This is a genomic window from Plantibacter sp. H53 (assembly GCF_001650455.1).
In the GTDB taxonomy this organism is placed as follows: domain Bacteria; phylum Actinomycetota; class Actinomycetes; order Actinomycetales; family Microbacteriaceae; genus Plantibacter; species Plantibacter flavus_A.
Genome location: NZ_LWCT01000002.1, coordinates 1 through 17,755, shown reverse-complemented (window position 1 = coordinate 17,755; position 17,755 = coordinate 1). Strand labels below are relative to the sequence as shown.

Sequence of the window (17,755 nt, the reverse complement as noted above, 5' to 3'; positions counted from 1 at the left end):
TCCGAGACGGGACGAGTCGACGGCCTACCGCGCGAGCAGCGATCCGCTCAGGCCAGGGAGGTCGCGCAGGCGGATGCCCGTGAGGAATCCCGCGGCAGCGGCGTAGGCGACCCGCGGTTGGTCGGCGTCCTCGCGACAGGCGAGGAGCAGCGGCACGGCGGTGGCGCCCAGGCGCTCGGCGACGTCGGCGATCTCGGTGAAGCCGACGAGCGGGTCGACCCGGTGGGCGATGCCGGCCATCGTGCGCACGGCGACGCCGTCGGGCTCGGTGCCGTCCTGTGCCAGCCCGGAAGCAGCGAACGAGACCATGGCCACGCCCTCCGACGCGAATCGTCGGCAGGCGTCGGTCAGGGCCCGCTCGACGGCTCGGCTGGTGCGTTCCCCCGACGCTGTACCCGCACCCGCACCCGCACCCGCACCCGCACCCGCACCCGCAGCCGTGTCGACGTCGTCGTCCGGCAGAGCACGACGTACCGCGTCGAGCGCCCACCCGTGCACGATGCCTCCGGCCCCGGGGATCGGCAACCAGGACACCGCCGCGAGCACGGTGCCTGCGGCGTCGGTCACGACGGAGACCCGGACCGCGGCAGCCGACTCCTGGTCGTCGCCATCGGGGGCGTCGATGCTCGAACCCACGGTGAGACCGAGCTCGGGCACGTGCCGGTCGGACACCCACACCGAGGACAGCGCGCGGATCTGGCTGCGGAGCTCCCACGGCAGTTCGCGCGCGGGCAGCAGGATCGAGGTCGTCGAATCCGCGCCGATGGCTCCCGTCGCATCGTCCGGACCAGCGGGTTCTGATGCATCCGCCTCGCCGAGGTCGAGCACGAGGTCTCGACCGAGCGGCGACACCCGCCACCCCTCGGGCACGATGCGCGCGTCGCGAGTGGCGAAGACCGCCGGGGTGAGCCCCTCCTGCTCGGCCGCCGTCGCGAACGCCGACACCGCTGCTGCTGCACCGCCGGGGTCGCCGATCGGCTCGCCGAGGGCCAGCGCGACGCCGGCGTGCTGCTGGTAGGCGACCGCGTGTCCACCGTCGGCCGTGACGAACACCCGGTTCTCGGGGCGGAGCGCCGAGGCCGCCAGCGGTCCGCCGCCGTGTTCGCGCAGCAGCTGCGCCGTCCGGGCGCGCGCTCGCCGCGCACCAGGACCGATCGCGCCCGGCAGGCGTCGCCTGGCCTGGTTCGCCGCGACCCGGAACGCGTGGCGCGACAGGAGGAGAACCACCGCCTGTCCCACCCACAGGACGCTCGCGGAGATCCAGATGGTCGACGCCACGACCGGCACCTGGGCCAGCCAGGCGAGGGCGATGAGGGCGAGGGTGACCAGCAGGTTGCCGAGGGTGAGTGCCATCGCCGCCCACCAGGCCCAGCGGTGTCCGCGGCGGAGCCAGTTCGCGATCACCAGGATCGCGACGGTGTCGAATCCGACGTCCAAAATGGAGCCCTGCGTCAGGGTGGTCGAGCCGAGCGGCCCGTCGAGCGGCACCAGCGTGACGAGCAGCTGCACCGCACCGATCACGAGCAACCCGGCGACCGCGAAGAGTCGCCAGTCGCGCATGGTGGGTCGCGGGGTCGACCGGTGCTCGCCGAGGAGGAGGCGGGTCACGATCACGAAGACGACGGTCGTGATGAAGTGCTCGAGGTCGTCGATCTTCCCGACGTAGAGGAGCGCGATCGACACCCACGACAGGAGCAGCAGCCGCCAGCGCAGCCGGTAGGGGGAACGCATGAACGCGGTCGCGGTCGCGACGCAGGCGAGGATGCCGCAGCTCGGACCGACGTCGAGCGTCGTCACGAGGGACTGCGCCCACGGCCAGTCGAGCCGAGCCAGCGCCAGGGCCGCACCGAGGGCTCCGAGGACGCCGACGAGATGCCCGGTCACGAAGATCGCCGACGCCCGCAGCGTGCCGAAACGGACCTCGACCCACCCGCCGAACACGGCCGCGCCGACGATCGCGATGAGGTAGGCGAGCGGGTCGGCGGTGATGAACATGCCCGTCAGGACCGTCCACCAGCGCCCGGCGTCGAGGCTCGGCACCCCGTAGGCGAACGCCGGGTACCAGGCGGCCTGGTCGATCGGGCGCCACAGGCCACCGGTCACGACGCCGAGGGCGACGAAGACGGTGACGAAGGCGGTGGTCGCGGGGGTCGTCCGCAGGGCCCAGCGCAGCGGTGTCAGGACGACGGCGATCGCGGCGCGCAGATCGGTGCGGACGGGGGCCGAGCCGGCAGGGGTGGGCGGCGTGTCTACGCGGTCTCCGACGTCGGTCGTGGCCGAGGCCGATCCGGATGGCGACAGCAGTTCGTCGAGCTCCGCCTCGGTCATCGACACCGGCGCGCGATCGCCGGCCGGCTGGGCAGCCCGACGACGGATCCGGAACACGACGACCACCGCGATCACGACGGCCGCGGCGCCGGCCAACGCGAGTGCCGCCCAGGAGAAGCGGTGCAGGAACTCGGTCGCAGCGCTCCCCAGGATGGTGACGACGGTCACCACGAGTGAGGCCCAGGCGATGCCACCCGCCGCATTGGCGACGAGGAAGTGCGGGTACGTCATGCGGAACATACCGGCCAGCGGTCCGGAGAAGACGCGGAGGACCGCGATGAACCGTCCGACGAACACCGCCCACGGCCCCCACCGCCGCATGAGGTGCACCGCGGCGCCCAGCCGCTTCGGCCCCACGTGCTTCGGGAACCTGCGGTTCAGCACCGACAGGAGCCGCCGACCGTATCGCTTGCCGATCCAGTACCCGACCGAGTCGCCGAGGATCGCACCACCGGCGGCCGCAGCGGCGACGAACACCGGATTCAGGCCGCTCGACGCGGCGAGGAGGGTCGCCCCGATGAGCACGGTCTCTCCCGGCAACGGCACGCCGAGGCTTTCGACCGCGACGACCAGGAAGACGACGAGGAGCAGGACGCCGGGCGGGAAGTCGGCCAACCAGTCCACGCGGGCTCCTTCCGGCCGGGTGGGTCAACGGTAGTCCCTCGTTCCCCGAAGCGCTCGCGACGCTCCTCCACAGGACTCCGTCCAGAGCGGCACGCCCGCTCTGAGAGAACACCCGAGCCGTGATCAGGTGCCGTCGCTAGGCTGATCCGCATGACTGACGCGCAGCTCGCCTCCGGCATCGACCGTTCCGAACTCGACCCGGCCGTGCGGCCGCAGGACGACCTCTTCCGCCACGTGAACGGCAAGTGGATGGACCGCACCGAGATCCCCGACGACAAAGCTCGATGGGGATCGTTCCACCAGCTGGCGGAAGACGCCGAGAACGCCGTCCGCGACATCATCGAGGAGTCGCAGACGAACCCCGACGGCGAGGAGGGCGTGAAGATCGGCGCCCTGTACGCGAGCTTCATGGACGTCGACCGTGCCAACGCCCTCGGAGCGACCCCGCTCGCCGACCAGCTCGCCCGCGTCGCAGCGGTCGACTCCATCGAGTCCTTCCTCCGTCTGTCCGGCGAGTTCGAGGCCGAAGGGGTCGGAGGCTTCCTGCAGCTCTTCGTCGACAACGACCCGGGCAATCCCGAGCGCTACCTCGTCTTCGCCGAGCAGGGCGGCATCACGCTGCCCGACGAGTCCTACTTCCGTGAAGACACCTTCGCCGAGATCCGCGACGCCTACCGCGCACACCTCCAGACGATGTTCGAGCTCGCCGGCATCGACGACGCTGCCGCACGCGCCGACCGCGTGTTCGCCTTCGAGACGGCGATCGCGTCCAAGCACTGGGACAACGTCGCCACCCGCGACAGCGAGAAGACGTACAACCTGTACTCGTGGGACGAAGCGGCGGCGCTCGCCGCGGGTGCCGACCTCGACGGCCCGGACCTCGCCGTCTGGCGCGACGCGATCGGCGCCGCCGACGCGGTGTTCGCCGAGATCGTCGTCCGCGAGCCGAGCTTCCTCGAGGGCCTCGGCGAACTCCTCGTCGCGGAGCAGCTCGAGTCCTGGAAGGACTGGCTGGCCTGGAAGGTCGTCCACGGTGCCGCTCCGTACCTCTCCGAGGAGTTCGGTCGCGCCAACTTCGACTTCTACGGCAAGACCCTCACCGGCACGCCGCAGCAGCGCGAGCGCTGGAAGCGCGGCGTCTCGCTCGTCGAGGGCATGCTCGGCGAGGCCGTCGGCCGCATCTACGTCGACCGGCACTTCGGCGCCACGTCGAAGGACGAGATGGACGTCCTCGTCGGCTTCCTCGTCGAGGCGTACCGCGACAGCATCGAGAACCTCGAGTGGATGAGCCCCGAGACCCGCACGCGCGCGCTGGAGAAGCTCGACAAGTTCACGCCCAAGATCGGTTTCCCCGTGAAGTGGCGCGACTACTCGGCGCTGGAGCTCGAAGCCGACGACCTGCTCGGCAACGTCCGTCGCGCCAGCCGGTTCGAGATGGACCGCGAGCTCGGCAAGATCGGTAAGCCACTGGACCGCGACGAGTGGTTCATGACGCCGCAGACGATCAACGCCTACTACAACCCCGGTTTCAACGAGATCGTGTTCCCGGCCGCCATCCTCCAGTACCCGTTCTTCGACGCCGGCCGCGACGCCGCCGCGAACTACGGGGCGATCGGCGCGGTCATCGGTCACGAGATCGGACACGGCTTCGACGATCAGGGGTCGAAGTTCGACGGCGACGGCCGACTCACCGACTGGTGGACCGAGGCCGACCGCGCGGCGTTTGAGGAGCGCACCGCATCGCTCATCGAGCAGTACAACGCGCTGGCTCCCGCCCAGGTGCCCGACCACCACGTCAACGGTGCCCTGACGATCGGCGAGAACATCGGCGACCTCGGCGGGCTCGGCATCGCCTGGAAGGCGTACCTGCTGTCGCTCGAAGGCGCCGAGCCGCCGGTCATCGACGGCCTCACCGGCGCGGAGCGGTTCTTCCTCTCCTGGGCGCAGGCCTGGCAGCAGAAGGGACGCGACGCGGAGGTCATCCGACTGCTGTCGATCGACCCGCACTCGCCGAACGAGTTCCGCTGCAACCAGATCGTCCGGAACATCGACGCCTTCTACGAGGCGTTCGGCGTCACCGAATCCGACGCCGCATGGCTCGCCCCCGAGGAGCGCGCCACCATCTGGTAGTGCCGCGTCTCGCGGAGCCTGTCGCCCCCTGCCGATGACCCCAGTAGTGGGACATGTGGGAGGGCGGTCGACGCTGCGAGAATCACTCTGGAGTCGACGAATCGTCATCCCGATGCACTCGAGAAGCTCATGGCGCGAGACCCGAACAGCGCCTGAGTGGACCTGGTCCGATCCGTCCGGTTCACAGCAGCGTCGCCGTCGATATCGCCACAGCCCCCGCCGTCCCCCGGCCCGGGCGAGGCGGTACCGGCGGCGACGTGCTCCGCTCCGGTTCATTCGCCCATTCCTGGGCGAATGGGCCTTCCGTCGCCCAAGAATGGGCGAATGAACACCGTGGCGCGCGAACCCGTAGAATCGCAGGCGTGTCTAAAGTCTTGAGCAGCCTCCCCGTCGGCGAGCGCGTCGGCATCGCCTTCTCCGGAGGTCTCGACACCTCCGTCGCCGTCGCCTGGATGCGCGAGAAGGGTGCCGTCCCGTGCACCTACACCGCCGACATCGGCCAGGCGGACGAACCGAACATCGGCGCCGTCCCCGACCGCGCCAAGGAGTACGGCGCCGAGATCGCGCGCCTCGTCGACGCGAAGTCGGCGCTCGTCGAGGAGGGCCTCGTCGCCCTCCAGTGCGGTGCGTTCCACATCCGCAACGCCGGCAAGACGTACTTCAACACGACGCCGCTCGGTCGCGCCGTGACGGGCACCATGCTCGTCCGCGCGATGAAGGAGGACGGCGTCGACATCTGGGGCGACGGCTCCACGTACAAGGGCAACGACATCGAGCGGTTCTACCGCTACGGTCTGCTCGCCAACCCGCGCCTGCGCATCTACAAGCCGTGGCTCGACGTCGACTTCGTGAACGAGCTCGGTGGCCGCAAGGAGATGAGCGAGTGGCTCGTCGCCCGAGACTTCCCGTACCGCGACTCCACCGAGAAGGCGTACAGCACCGACGCCAACATCTGGGGCGCCACCCACGAGGCCAAGCGCCTCGAGGAGCTCAGCTCCGGCATGGAACTCGTCGAGCCGATCATGGGCGTGCCGTTCTGGCGTGAAGACGTCGCGATCGCCTCCGAGGTCGTCACCGTCACCTTCGAGGCCGGTCGCCCGGTCGCGCTCAACGGCGTCGAGTACGCCGACGCGGTCGCGCTGGTCCTCGAGGCCAACGCCATCGGTGGTCGTCACGGCCTCGGCATGAGCGACCAGATCGAGAACCGCATCATCGAGGCGAAGAGCCGCGGCATCTACGAGGCCCCCGGTATGGCGCTCCTCCACATCGCGTACGAGCGTCTGCTCAACGCGATCCACAACGAGGACACGGTCGCCAACTACCACAACGAGGGTCGCCGACTCGGCCGCCTCATGTACGAGGGCCGCTGGCTCGACCCGCAGTCGCTCATGCTCCGTGAGTCCATCCAGCGCTGGGTCGGCTCCGCCGTCTCCGGCGAGGTCTCGATCCGTCTGCGCCGCGGCGACGACTACACGATCCTCGACACCTCGGGCCCGGGCCTCAGCTACCACCCCGACAAGCTCTCGATGGAGCGCGTCGGCGACGCGGCGTTCGGTCCCGACGACCGCATCGGTCAGCTCACCATGCGCAACCTCGACATCGCGGACTCGCGCTCGCGTCTCGAGCAGTACGCAGCGGCCGGCATCGTCGGCGGCGCGACCGCGGACCTCGTCGGCCAGCTCGAGCAGGGTGAGGCGCAGGAGATCCTCGGCGGCGAACTCCTCGACCCGACGGCGGACGCCCTCGAGCGCGCGACCGACCTCGCTTCCGAGGGCGCCGCGTTCGACTCCGGCACCGACTAGTCGCACCACGTAACGCCGAACGCCCGCCGCACTCCAGCAGTGCGGCGGGCGTTCTGTCGTGGTCCCTCCCGTTCCGTTCTCAGGAGTCCTGCGGCGTGTCGACCTGCAACTCCGCCGACACACCGGCCGACTCCTGAGTTGGGGACGGCGGGGGTTCACAACTCAGGACCGGTGCGGCGCGTCCCGCCGGACACGCCGGGTGGCCGATGTGACCCGCCGGGGCCATCCTGAGTTGTGAACCGACCAGGCCTACGCGGGGACGGGTGACTCCGCGTACCGCTCGGGCCGGAAGGTCGCGAGCAGCGGCGAGGGTTCGCCGTCGACGATCTCGTCCGCGAGGAGTTCACCGGCGATGAGCCCGAGTGTCGCACCGCTGTGGCTGAAGGCCGTGAAGAGGCCCGGCAGCTGCGGGACCGCACCGAAGACCGGCTCGCCGTCCCCGGGGATCGGCTTGTAGCCGGCCCCGATGTGGTCGAGTTCGAGGGTCGGGTTGCCGGCGAGCACCCGCGATCCCTCGGCCAACAGCCGCTCCACGGTCGAGTCCGAGATGTGCAGCGAGCCGTCGTCGCGGACCTCGATCTCCTCCTCCGACCACGCGGAGTCCAGCGCGAAGCCGCCCTCCCTGGTGCGACGGACGGCCACCTTCGGCGTGTTGAGGACGGCGACGAGCTCGGATGCGGCGGGCTTCGTGAACGCGACGAACGCGGCCGGGCTCTGGTCGCCGATCGTGATGCCGAGTGCGGCGAGCTGGGCCGGGACGTCGGGACCTGTCGCCAGCAGGACCGCGTCGGCTTCGATGCGGTCGCCGTTCGCGAGCACCGCACCCACGGCACGTCCACCGGACGAGGCGATCTCGGCGCCGGCGTCCGTCACGATCCGCCCGCCGCGGGCGACGAACTCGCGGGACAGCACCTCGATCACGGACGGCAGCTCGACCCAGCCCTCGCCCGGGTTGAAGATCGCGCCCTCCGCAGCCACGGCGGCCGGATCGACACCCGGCGTGACCGAGGCGACCTCCTCCGGAGCCAGCCAGCGGGCGTCGTAGCCGATGCCGCGCTCGTAGGCGAAGGTCTCCGCGTAGGACTCGCCCTCCGGTGCCCACATCAGTCCGCCGTCGAAGCGGAGGAAGTCCGCGCTCGGGATCTGCGCGGCGAAGGTCCGCCAGCGATCGATCCCGAGGACGCGGAGCGCGTGGTACTCGCTCGACCGCTGGGCTGCGGAGTTCAACCAGGCGAGCGATCGTCCCGAGGCGCCGCTGGCGAGAGAGCGGTCGGTCACGAGGGTCACGTCGGCACCTCGGCGGGCGAGGGCGACGGCGCTGGACGTTCCGAGGATGCCGCCGCCGATCACGACGACGCGTCGGCTGGTCTGGGTGGTGCTGCTCATGCTGTCTGCTCTTTCTGTTCTGGAGTGCTGCGTTCGTGAGGTGCTGCGGCCGCGTGGACGGCCTCGATGATCTCGAGGACGGCGATCGCGTCGGCCGGATCGACCGGTGGAGGACCGCCGTCGTGGAGGGCGGTCGCCAGGAGGCGGGTGAAGGCGGCGTAGTCGCCGTCGGCCATCGGGACGGTTTCCGTCGCGCCGTCGATTCCGATCGAGCCCCAGCCGGACGGGTCACGCCGACCGAACCCGTCGTCGCGTGGATCGGCGCCGGCCTTGAGTGCGGGCTCCTGGCAGTCGAGTCCCCACGAGGTGTAGGCACCGGAGGAGCCGAGGAGGCGGAACCGCGGGCCGGCTTGGGCGACGAGCGACCCCATCCACAGGTGCGACCGGACCCCCGAACGGTGACGGAGCGCCACGAAGGCGTCGTCGTCCGCGACCGCTCCGGGCCGGACGACGCCGAGTTCCGCCTGGACGTCGTCGACCACGCCGAACAGCTGGATGGCCTGATCGATCACGTGCGTGCCGAGGTCGTAGAGGATGCCGCCGCCCTCCGCTGCGGTCGCGGCCGTCTTCCACGATGCGGGCGGATCGGGCTTCCACCACTCGAAGCGTGACTCGAAGCGATGGACGTGCCCGAGCGCGCCCTCGTCGAGCAGCCGCCGCACGGTCAGGAAGTCGCCGTCCCAGCGGCGGTTCTGGAAGACCGTGACGAGGCGGTCGGCAGCTGCAGCACGATCGACGACGGCCCGGCCCTCGGCCGCGGTGACGGCGAACGGCTTGTCGACCACGACGTGCAGGCCGGCGTCCAGGGCGGCTGTCGCGAGCGCGGCGTGCGTGCCGGACGGCGAGCCGATGACCACGAGGTCGAGCTCGTCGGCTCGGGCGAAGAGCTCCTCGGCGGTCGAAACGACCTGGACACCCGGGTACCGGCCGAGCGCCTCGGCCCGTCGATCCGGGTCGGAGGTCACGACGAGGTCGAGCGAGTAGTCGGGATCCGCGGCGAGGAACGGCGCGTGGAACACCGCGCCGGAGGTGCCGAAGCCGATGACGCCCGTCCTGATCGTGCCGGAGACGCGTGCCGCCATCAGAGGACCTCGGAGAGGAAGCGCTGCAGGCGGGGACTCTGCGGGGCGTCGAACAGCTGCGACGGGGTGCCCGCCTCGACCACACGGCCCTCGTCCATGAACACGACCTGGTCGGCGACCTTGCGGGCGAAGCCCATCTCGTGGGTCACGACGAGCATGGTCATGCCGCGCTGCGCCAGGCCGGCCATGAGGTTGAGGACGCCCTTCACGAGTTCGGGGTCGAGGGCGCTCGTGGCCTCGTCGAACAGCATGACCTCGGGTTCCATCGCGAGTGCCCTGGCGATCGCGACGCGCTGTTGCTGGCCGCCCGAGAGGTCGCGGGGTCGGTGGTCCGATCGTTCGCCGAGTCCGACGTCGTCGAGGCGTGCTGCCGCGACCCGGAGCGACTCGCTCTTCGACATGCCCTTCACGTTGCGGAGCGCGAGGGCCACGTTCTCGAGCGCGGTGTGGTCGGGGAAGAGGTTGAAGTGCTGGAAGACGAGGCCGACCCGCGTCCGGAGCCGTTCCGGCTTCATCTTCAGGGCGCTCTCGCCGGCGAGGAGGACGTCGCCGGACGTGGGCTCGTGCAGGCGGTTCACCCCGCGGAGCAGCGTCGACTTGCCCGAGCCCGACGGCCCGATGATGCACGTCGTGGTGCCGGGCTCGACGTCGATGCTCACCTCGCGGATGACCTCGATGTCGCCGTACGCCATCGAGACGTCGCGGAGCTCCAGGCTCGAGCCGCGGTAGAAGTGCCCGTCGGTGACGGGCAGGGGAGAGGTGTAGGTCATGTGTTGCTCCCGGTGGTGACTGGCAGGGGTGGCTGCACCTCGTCGAGTTCGTCGAGGCCACTCTTCGGCGGGGTGGCCTTCCGGCGCCCCGTCCGGAAGCGGTTGTCGAAGAAGTTGACGAGGTGGGTGAGGGGCACGGTGATGACGAGGTAGAACAGCCCCGCCATGACGAGCGGGGAGAGGTTGCCGGTGAGGACGGCGGCGTCCTGACCGACCCGGAACAGCTCGCGTTCGCTCACGAGGAGCCCGAGGAAGTAGACGAGGCTCGAGTCCTTCACGATGGCGATGAACTGGTTCACGAGCGCAGGGAGGACCCGGCGGATGCCCTGCGGCACCACGACGAGTCGCATCGCCTTGCCGTAGCTCATGCCGAGCGCCCGGCAGGCCTCGAGCTGGCCGCGGTCGACGCTCTGGATGCCGGCGCGGAAGATCTCGCCGATGTAGGCGGAGGCGATGAGGCTGAGCGCGAGGATGCCCAGCGGATAGGGCGAGGGGCCGAACAGCTGCTGGCTGAAGCGGGCGAAGCCCTGGCCGATGAGGAGGATGGTGAGGATCGCCGGCAGGCCGCGGAACACGTCGGTGTAGATCCGCGCGGGTACTCGGAGCCAGCGTGAGGGCGAGATGCCCATGATGGCGATGATCATGCCGAGGACGACGCCGATCACCGTGGCGGCGATCGAGATGACGAGGGTGTTGACGAGCCCGGTGCCGAGCAGCTGCGGGAACACCTGCCACATCGCGTCGAAGTCGAAGAAGGTCTTGATGATGCTGTCGAGCCAGTCCATGCTGTCTGCTCCTGAGGGGTGGGATGGTGTGGTGCGGGCCGGTGCTCGGCCCGCACCACGAGACGGGGACTACTCGGTCGACGAGGTCGGGCTGGGGCTGGAGGTCTGCTCCGCCTTCGGGAGGTACTGCTCGGGCATTGGAGAGCCCGGGAACCACTTCTGGTAGAGCTTCTTCCAGGTGCCGTCCTCCATCGCCTCGGCGAGGGCCTTGTCGAGGGCCTTCTTGAACTCGGGCTTGTCCTTCGCGATGGCGAACCCGGCCGGTGCGTCGAAGGACGGGATGTCGATGGCGTTCACGAGCCCGTACTGGGCCGCGTACTCTTTCGCCGCCTCGTAGTCGAGGAAGTGGGCGTCGATGCTGCCGCTGTTGACGGCCGAGATCGCCGAGTTGTTGTCGGGGAAGCGCACGAGCTCGGTGTCGGTGAAGTGCTTGACCGCGTAGGCCTCCTGGAGGGTGCCCTGGACGACGCCGAGGCGCTTGCCGGCGAGGCTGTCCGCGTCGGTGATGCCGGAGTCCTTCGCCGCCATGACCGTGAGGTACCCGGCGAGGTAACCGTTGGAGAAGTCGACGGTCTGCTCGCGTTCCTTGGTGATGCCGATGGCGGCGACGCCGACGTCGAACTGGCCATTCGCGACGGCGGAGAGGAGGCCGGAGAAGTCCTGCCCGGTGAAGACGACGTCGTCGATCCCGATCCGCTTGGCGACGTCGGTGAAGAGCTCGACGTCGAAGCCGGTGAACGTCCCGTCGGCGTCGGTGAAGGTGTACGGCTTCGAGTCGCCGAGGCTGGCGACGCGGATCTGTCCGGGGGTGATGAGTCCGTACGGGTTGTCCTCGGTGCTGCTGGCGGTTCCGGCACCACCGGAGCACGCGGAGAGGATGAGGGCGGTCGCCGCAGCGACGGCGAGGAGCGCCGTCCTGCGGAGGGTGAAGCGATTCGTCACGGCGAGTCCAATCGTGGGGAGGAGTTCGTGGTGCGTGGAGGGAACCGTCGGCTCGTGTCTTGTGGACGCCGTCAGCTCCATTGCTGTCGTTCTGCTGGTGAGACCGGTCTCAATGTCGTAGGTTGAGACCGGTCTCAACAGGTTGTCCAGGACAGTACCCTGGTTCTCGGACAACGTCAACGACGCAGCAGACCCCATCGGAGGGCACATGGCAACGGATCCGGGTACCGGCAGACGCGAGGCGACGGTGTCGGACGTCGCGAAGGCCGCTCGGGTCTCGAAGGCCACGGCGGCCCGCGCGCTCGGCGACTACGGGGCCGTGAGCGACGATGTGCGGGACCGCGTGCAGGCGGCCGCGGAACGCCTCGGTTACCGCCCGAACGCCCTCGCGAAGAGCATGAACACGGGGAAGTCGAACACGATCGGGGTGGTCATCGGCGACATCGAGAACCCGTTCTTCGCTCGTGCGACCCGGGGGATATCCGACGTCGCGCAGGCCGCCGGATTCGATCTCATCCTCGCCAATTCCGATGAGGAGGTCGATGCCGAGACGGCAGCGATCGAGCTCCTCCTCGACAAGCGCGTGGACGGGTTCATCGTCACGCCGGCCTCCTCGATCGAAACGAGAAGTTTACAAACGGCGCTCGCCGAGGGGCGTCCCGTGGTGCTCCTCGACCGCCGTGCGGCCGGTATGGAGGCCGACACGGTCGTCGCCGACAACGCCTCCGGGGCGGCCGTGGCCACCCGGCACCTCCTCGCCGCCGGACACCGTCGGATCGCGTTCATCTCGACGCTCGGCCACGGGGAGCCGTATGCCGCAGGGGACGATGTCGGATCCTCCTCGGTCGGCGATCGCATCGACGGCTTCACGGGTGCACTCCGCGAGGCCGGCGTCGAGGACCCGGCCGCGTCCGTCCACCTCAACGCGCGTGCGGAGGGGATCGACGTCATCACCCGGAAGGTCCTCGGCGACCCGGACCCCGTGACCGCGATCATCGCCTCCGACAGCCTGGTCGGTTCCGCGGTCTTCCGGACCATCCGCGAACTCGGCCTCGCGATCCCCGACGACGTGTCGCTCATCGCCTTCGACGACGCCGACTGGACGAGCCTCACCACGCCACCGATCACCGTCGTGTCGCAGCCGATCTACGAACTCGGTGCGGAATCCGCACGCCGGTTGATCGCCCGGATCGGTGGGGCGGGGGCAGACGCGGAGGAGTTCGTGCTCGCCCAGAAGCTCATCGAGCGCGGCTCGGTGGGTGCGCCCCCGACCCGCTGATCCGTCGACCTCGGTTCGTAACTCAGGACCGCCGCGGCGTGTCGGGCGCGACACGCCGGCCGGGCACCGCGACGCGCCGGGACGCTCCTGAGGTAGGGACGGGGGGATCCGGTTTGAGCCGGGATGCGCGGCGGGTGTTGTTGTGTCCCTAACTCAGGACCTCTGCCGCGTGTCGGGTGCGACACGCCGGGCGGACGGCGCGACACGCCGAGACGCTCCTGAGTCAGGGACGGCGACGGAGGACGAGGACACTGTCGTCGAGCTCGGCGGGCTCGCCATCGGGCCCGATCGCAGCGCGCACGACGAGGCCTGCGGTGACGACCTCCCAGTCGGTCGCCTCAAGCTCCAGCGAGGCATGGACCTCGTCGGGCGTCGGGAAGTGCGCGTGCGCGATGTGCTCGGTCGCCCAGGGCGGCGGACCGGCGTGGCCGACGACGAGGAGGGTGCCGCCGGGAGCGACCGCCGATGCCGCGCGACGGAGGACCGCCTCGCGCGGGAACTCGACGGGGGAGTGCAGGAACGTCGCGGTGACGAGATCGAACGACGCCGACGGTTCCCACTCGACGAGGTCGGCCTGCACCCAGGTGATGCGATCGGCGACCCCCGCCTCTGCCGCGGTCGACGCTCCGAGGGCGAGCGCGCTCGGGGAGATGTCGACGGCGGTCACGGACCAGCCCTGCCGGGCGAGCCAGACGGCGTCCGCGCCCTCTCCACTGCCGAGTTCGAGCGCGGTGCCGGGCGCCAACGCGTCCACCTCCCGCTCGAGGGCGGCGTTCGGCTTGCCGCTCCACACCTGGCCGCGGCTGCTGTAGCGGTGCTCCCAGAAGGCGGCGGGATCGGTGATGGCGGGCTCGTGCTCAGCGGTCATGGCATCAGCCTGCCGTGGCAGCGGCTGCGAACGGCCGTTTCTTGCCGGAACGGCAACGGAGGTTGTCGCCGCGCGGCCTTCGACACTTCGACAGGCTCAGGGACCGGGCTGCGGCTCAGTGACCGGGTTGCGGATGGGCTGATCCGGTCACTGAGCCTGTCGAAGTGCTCGCGGGGAAAGACGGTCCGGTCGCCGCCCTTCGACAGGCTCAGGGACCGGGCATCGACGCCGCGTCCTGCGTCAGGCGCGGAAGTTGAGCGCCAGGTCGATCAGGAGGCGCGTGCCGTACCCGGTCGCACCCTTCGACCGCCACGACTCGTCCGACTCCACGAGCATGGTGCCGGCGATGTCGAGGTGCGCCCACGGGATGTCGCCGACGAACTCCGCGAGGAACAGTGCGGCGAGCGTCGAACCGGCGAACCGGCCGCCGATGTTGGCGAGGTCCGCGACGTCCGAGTCGAGCTGCTTGCGGTAGCTGCGTTCGAGCGGCAGCTGCCACAGCTGCTCGTCGGTGGCCTTCGATGAGGCGAGCGTCTGGTCGACGATGCCCTGGTCGGTGCCGTGCACGGCCGCCGTCTTCGTGCCGAGCGCCATGATCGCGGCACCGGTCAGCGTCGCGATGTCGACGATCGCGTCCGGCTCCTCTTCGACGGCGAGGCTCAGGCCGTCGGCGAGGACGAGGCGACCCTCCGCGTCGGTGTTCTTGATCTCCACGGTGGTGCCGTTGCGGAACGTCAGCACGTCGCCGAGCATCGTGGCCGAGCCCGAGGGCATGTTGTCCGTGCACATGAGGAACGCCGTGACGCTACTCGTGCAGTGCAACTCCTCCAGCGCCGTCATGGCGGACAGGATCGCTCCGGCGCCCGCCATGTCCATCTTCATCGCCGCGTGGGACGGGTCGGACGGCTTGAGCGAGATGCCGCCCGAGTCGTACATGATGCCCTTGCCGACGAGCGCGAGGTGTCCTGCGGCCTCGATCGGCGAGCCGTCGTCGTCCTTTGGCGTGTACCGCAGCTTGATCATGCGCGGTTCCTCGACGCTACCGGCGTTGACGCCGAGCAGGCCCCCGAGACCGAGCTCGATGAGCGCGTCCTTGTCGAAGACCTCGACGTCGAGCCCGTTGGCGGCACCGAGCGTCTCGGCCACCTCGGCGAGGTCGGTCGCCGTGAGGTGTCCGGGAGGCGTGTTCGCGAGATCGCGCGCGAGGTTCGCCGAACGGGCGAGAACCTCGCCACGGTGTGCGCCCGTCGCAGTCTCGGGCAGGTCTTCAGCACCGGCGACGAGGTGGAGCGCGACGAGCGGGGTGCGCTTCGTCTCCCGCTTCAACTCGGTGTAGCGGTACCGGGCGAGGAGCGCGCCCTCGACGACGAGTTGCCCGGCGGAGGCCGGGTCGAGGTCGAACGACCGCGCCACGTCGAGGCCGATGCTCGCGAAGGAGGATGCCGCACGGGTGAAGGCCGCAGCGATGTCGCGGAGGGCTGCCGGGGTGCGCTTCTCGGGTGCACCGACGCCGACCGCGATGTACGTCGGGGCGTCCTGGCTGGGGATGACGAGCGTCTGGCCGATCTCGCCGGTGAAGCCGGCGCGGGTCAGTGCCGCGCGGTCGAGTCCGAGCGCGGCGGGGATGTCGTCGCCGGCGCCGTCGGCTGTGGGGGCGACGGCCAGGCCGATCGCCTCGACGCCCTCGGGGAGTTCGATCGCGACGCTCAGCTCGACCGCCTCGGCGTCGAGTGAGGGGGTGCGGGAGAAGGTCGGCGGGATCAGCTTGGTGGGGCGGGATGGCATGCAGCGTCCTTCGTCTCGGAATCGGGCTGGATCCATCGTATGGGCCTCACCTGGCCGCTGACGCGAGGGGTCTGGCAGGATGCCGGGATGGGTGCATGGGGAACGGCGATCTTCTCGAACGACACGGCGTCGGACATCCGCACCGAGTACCGCGAGTACGTGCAGGACCGGGTGCCGGACGACGAGGCGACGCGACGGACCATCGCGTCGTTCGCCCATCTGGTGGAGCGCGAGGACGGCGAGCTGTGGATCCCGCTCGCGGCCGCGCAGAGTGAGGTCGGCCGGCTCGATCCCGACGTGCGGACGCGGGCGCTCGCGGCGATCGATCGCGGTGCCGACCTCGAGCTGTGGGCCGAAGCGGGCTCGGGGGAGGTCGCCAGGCGGACCGCGGCCCTCGACCGCCTCCGCGAGCAGCTCCTCGGCCCGCAGCCCGCACCGAAGCGCCTCCGGCGATCGTGGCGCCATGTGGAGGACGACCTGACGCCGGGCGACGTCCTCGCGTTCACGGCGCCGAACGGACGGACCGCCCTGTTCCGGGTCGCCGGCATCCATCGGTCCCGATACGGTGACTCACCCGAGCTCGACGTGCTCGACTGGGTGGGCGAGCAGGTCCCCGGGCCGGAGACCCTGGCGACGCTGCGAGCGAAGCGCGAGCCGGCCTCGGGCAATCTGCCGGAGCGTCCGGTCGTCTGGCGGCCGGATCGGTTCCGCAAGACGGACCCGGTGTGGCACGAGGTCGGCTTCGTCCGTGTCGCACGCCTCGAGGGGTGGCCGAACCGGCCGGGCCGGACCCCTGGTCACTCCGGCCTCTGGCGGGTGCTCAACCTGGTCGTGACCCGCGACCTCCTCGACGGGACCTGGTGAGCTGAGGCGGATCGTCGCTCGCGGGGTGCGCGGGCGACGATCCGCCTCACCTCAGCGGGAGGCGACGAGCGCGGCCCGGACGTCGTCGCGCGGCTCGGCCTCGATCGCCTGCGCGTGCGCCTGGGCGAGCACGTCCGCGATGACCACGCGCTCGCCGGACTCGGAGGACCGCACGGCGGCCTCCACCATCGCGAGGCTCAGCACGTTGGCGTGCACCTCACCCGAGGGGACACGCCCCGTGCGCAGGGCGTCGACGAACTCGACGAGCGAGCCCGCGATCTCCTCCGGCACGTCCGGCTCGAGCTCGGCGGTCTCGACCGCCGACGGAGATCCGCCCTGCGGCGCGAGCTGCCGCTGCGGAGCGGAGTCGCCGTCCCAGACGGCCGTGCCGTACTCACCGTTCACTCGCCAACTGCCGTTCCACGAGGTCTCCACGCCGTCCGCGCACCAGCTGCCGCTGTAGGTGTAGCGGACTCCTCCGGCGAACTCGAAGATCGCGGTCGCGGCGGCGTCGGCGGAGAACCAGCTCCACCCCGGGTTGTACTCCTCGCAGTACACGGCGATCGGGTCGCTGCCGAGGACGTAGCGGGCGGCGTCGAAGGCATGGATCGCCATGTCGACGAGCAGCACGTGCGCCATCTCCTCGCGGAAGCCGCCGAAGTGCGGTGCTTTGAAGAACTCCGTCGTCCCGGACCCGAGCCGACCGAGCGTGGCGACCTGCTCCCGGAAGGCGGCGATCGACGCGTAGTAGCGACGCGACTGGCTGGTCATGAGCAGTTGCCCACTGGCCTCGGCCGTCGCCGCCAACGAGAGGGCCTGCGCCACCGTCGGTGCGATCGGCTTCTCGCAGAGCACCGGCAATCCGGCGAAGAGCGCCTCGGTGTTGACCGGGTGGTGCGCGGCGGGCACGGTGACGTTGACGACCGCGTCCGCCCCCGTCGCCTCGGCGACGACCGACACGCTGGTGCCGACGACGACACCCCCGGGGCCCACGACGAGCCCGGCCTCGGTCACCGCCGACTCCGCGAGGGCCGTGTCGAGGTCGACGACGCCGACGAGTTCCGTGTCCGGGTTCGCGAGGATCGTCCGCAACCACGCCCGTCCCATCCC

At 70.4% G+C, this 17,755-nt stretch carries 13 protein-coding genes; 4 read left to right on the top strand and 9 right to left on the bottom strand.

All coding sequences use genetic code 11. The features are described 5' to 3' along the window. Positions 1–24: 24 nt before the first annotated feature. Positions 25–2,952, bottom strand: coding sequence for a VTT domain-containing protein (locus A4X17_RS01475; RefSeq protein ID WP_064293899.1), 2,928 nt, complete (start codon positions 2,950–2,952; stop codon positions 25–27). A gap of 150 nt (positions 2,953–3,102) precedes the next feature. Here A4X17_RS01475 and A4X17_RS01470 point away from each other — a divergent pair, with 150 nt between their 5' ends. Together A4X17_RS01470 and argG are read left to right on the top strand one after the other, a co-directional pair. Then, a complete protein-coding gene (locus tag A4X17_RS01470; protein ID WP_064293898.1) occupies positions 3,103–5,082 on the top strand; it encodes a M13 family metallopeptidase in 1,980 nt (659 codons plus the stop codon). A 362-nt stretch (positions 5,083–5,444) separates the two neighbouring features. Beyond that, positions 5,445–6,884: an argininosuccinate synthase gene (gene argG / locus A4X17_RS01465; protein WP_064293897.1), complete on the top strand. Its 1,440-nt coding sequence runs from the start codon at positions 5,445–5,447 to the stop codon at positions 6,882–6,884. 249 nt (positions 6,885–7,133) lie between these two features. Here argG and A4X17_RS01460 read toward each other — a convergent pair whose 3' ends face one another. The 5 genes from A4X17_RS01460 to A4X17_RS01440 all read right to left on the bottom strand — a co-directional run bounded on the left by A4X17_RS01460 (position 7,134) and on the right by A4X17_RS01440 (position 11,849). Then, a complete protein-coding gene (locus tag A4X17_RS01460) occupies positions 7,134–8,270 on the bottom strand; it encodes an FAD-binding oxidoreductase (RefSeq protein WP_064293896.1) in 1,137 nt (378 codons plus the stop codon). Next, positions 8,267–9,352, bottom strand: coding sequence for a Gfo/Idh/MocA family oxidoreductase (locus A4X17_RS01455; protein WP_082915844.1), 1,086 nt, complete (start codon positions 9,350–9,352; stop codon positions 8,267–8,269). The genes A4X17_RS01460 and A4X17_RS01455 overlap by 4 nt, the downstream gene beginning before the upstream one ends. Further along, the gene (locus A4X17_RS01450; RefSeq protein ID WP_064293895.1) at positions 9,352–10,122 is read right to left on the bottom strand and encodes an amino acid ABC transporter ATP-binding protein; all 771 of its coding nucleotides are present in this window, start codon (positions 10,120–10,122) and stop codon (positions 9,352–9,354) included. The genes A4X17_RS01455 and A4X17_RS01450 overlap by 1 nt, the downstream gene beginning before the upstream one ends. Next, positions 10,119–10,907, bottom strand: a complete 789-nt coding sequence (locus A4X17_RS01445; protein WP_064293894.1) for an amino acid ABC transporter permease — start codon at positions 10,905–10,907, stop codon at positions 10,119–10,121. The genes A4X17_RS01450 and A4X17_RS01445 overlap by 4 nt, the downstream gene beginning before the upstream one ends. 69 nt (positions 10,908–10,976) lie before the next feature. Beyond that, positions 10,977–11,849 carry an ABC transporter substrate-binding protein gene (locus A4X17_RS01440; RefSeq protein ID WP_064294108.1) on the bottom strand — a complete coding sequence of 291 codons (873 nt, stop codon included), beginning with the start codon at positions 11,847–11,849 and terminating at the stop codon, positions 10,977–10,979. A 208-nt stretch (positions 11,850–12,057) separates the two neighbouring features. Between A4X17_RS01440 and A4X17_RS01435 the strand changes: the two genes are divergently transcribed. Then, positions 12,058–13,128, top strand: coding sequence for a LacI family DNA-binding transcriptional regulator (locus A4X17_RS01435; RefSeq protein WP_064293893.1), 1,071 nt, complete (start codon positions 12,058–12,060; stop codon positions 13,126–13,128). 223 nt (positions 13,129–13,351) lie between these two features. Here the strand turns inward: A4X17_RS01435 and A4X17_RS01430 are convergent, their stop codons facing one another. Together A4X17_RS01430 and A4X17_RS01425 are read right to left on the bottom strand one after the other, a co-directional pair. Further along, positions 13,352–13,996: a cyclopropane-fatty-acyl-phospholipid synthase family protein gene (locus A4X17_RS01430; RefSeq protein ID WP_064293892.1), complete on the bottom strand. Its 645-nt coding sequence runs from the start codon at positions 13,994–13,996 to the stop codon at positions 13,352–13,354. Positions 13,997–14,236: 240 nt separating this feature from the next. Next, positions 14,237–15,781 carry a leucyl aminopeptidase gene (locus tag A4X17_RS01425; RefSeq protein ID WP_064293891.1) on the bottom strand — a complete coding sequence of 515 codons (1,545 nt, stop codon included), beginning with the start codon at positions 15,779–15,781 and terminating at the stop codon, positions 14,237–14,239. Between the two features lie 87 nt (positions 15,782–15,868). Here A4X17_RS01425 and A4X17_RS01420 point away from each other — a divergent pair, with 87 nt between their 5' ends. Beyond that, on the top strand, positions 15,869–16,645 hold the full coding sequence (locus A4X17_RS01420) for a hypothetical protein (RefSeq protein WP_157583282.1): 777 nt from the start codon (positions 15,869–15,871) through the stop codon (positions 16,643–16,645). A 51-nt stretch (positions 16,646–16,696) separates the two neighbouring features. Here A4X17_RS01420 and A4X17_RS01415 read toward each other — a convergent pair. Further along, positions 16,697–17,755, bottom strand: a 1,059-nt coding sequence (locus tag A4X17_RS01415) for a Gfo/Idh/MocA family protein (protein ID WP_064294107.1), incomplete at its 5' end; no start/stop codon positions are given.

Excerpts from the sequence above, each read along its gene's own strand:
- A4X17_RS01430 (WP_064293892.1), bottom strand. The coding sequence starts at position 13,996 with ATGACCGCTGAGCACGAGCCCGCCATCACCGATCCCGCCGCCTTCTGG.
- A4X17_RS01455 (WP_082915844.1), bottom strand. The coding sequence starts at position 9,352 with ATGGCGGCACGCGTCTCCGGCACGATCAGGACGGGCGTCATCGGCTTC.
- A4X17_RS01445 (WP_064293894.1), bottom strand. The coding sequence starts at position 10,907 with ATGGACTGGCTCGACAGCATCATCAAGACCTTCTTCGACTTCGACGCG.
- A4X17_RS01450 (WP_064293895.1), bottom strand. The coding sequence starts at position 10,122 with ATGACCTACACCTCTCCCCTGCCCGTCACCGACGGGCACTTCTACCGC.
- A4X17_RS01460 (WP_064293896.1), bottom strand. The coding sequence starts at position 8,270 with ATGAGCAGCACCACCCAGACCAGCCGACGCGTCGTCGTGATCGGCGGC.
- A4X17_RS01435 (WP_064293893.1), top strand. The coding sequence starts at position 12,058 with ATGGCAACGGATCCGGGTACCGGCAGACGCGAGGCGACGGTGTCGGAC.
- A4X17_RS01420 (WP_157583282.1), top strand. The coding sequence starts at position 15,869 with ATGGGTGCATGGGGAACGGCGATCTTCTCGAACGACACGGCGTCGGAC.
- A4X17_RS01425 (WP_064293891.1), bottom strand. The coding sequence starts at position 15,781 with ATGCCATCCCGCCCCACCAAGCTGATCCCGCCGACCTTCTCCCGCACC.
- A4X17_RS01470 (WP_064293898.1), top strand. The coding sequence starts at position 3,103 with ATGACTGACGCGCAGCTCGCCTCCGGCATCGACCGTTCCGAACTCGAC.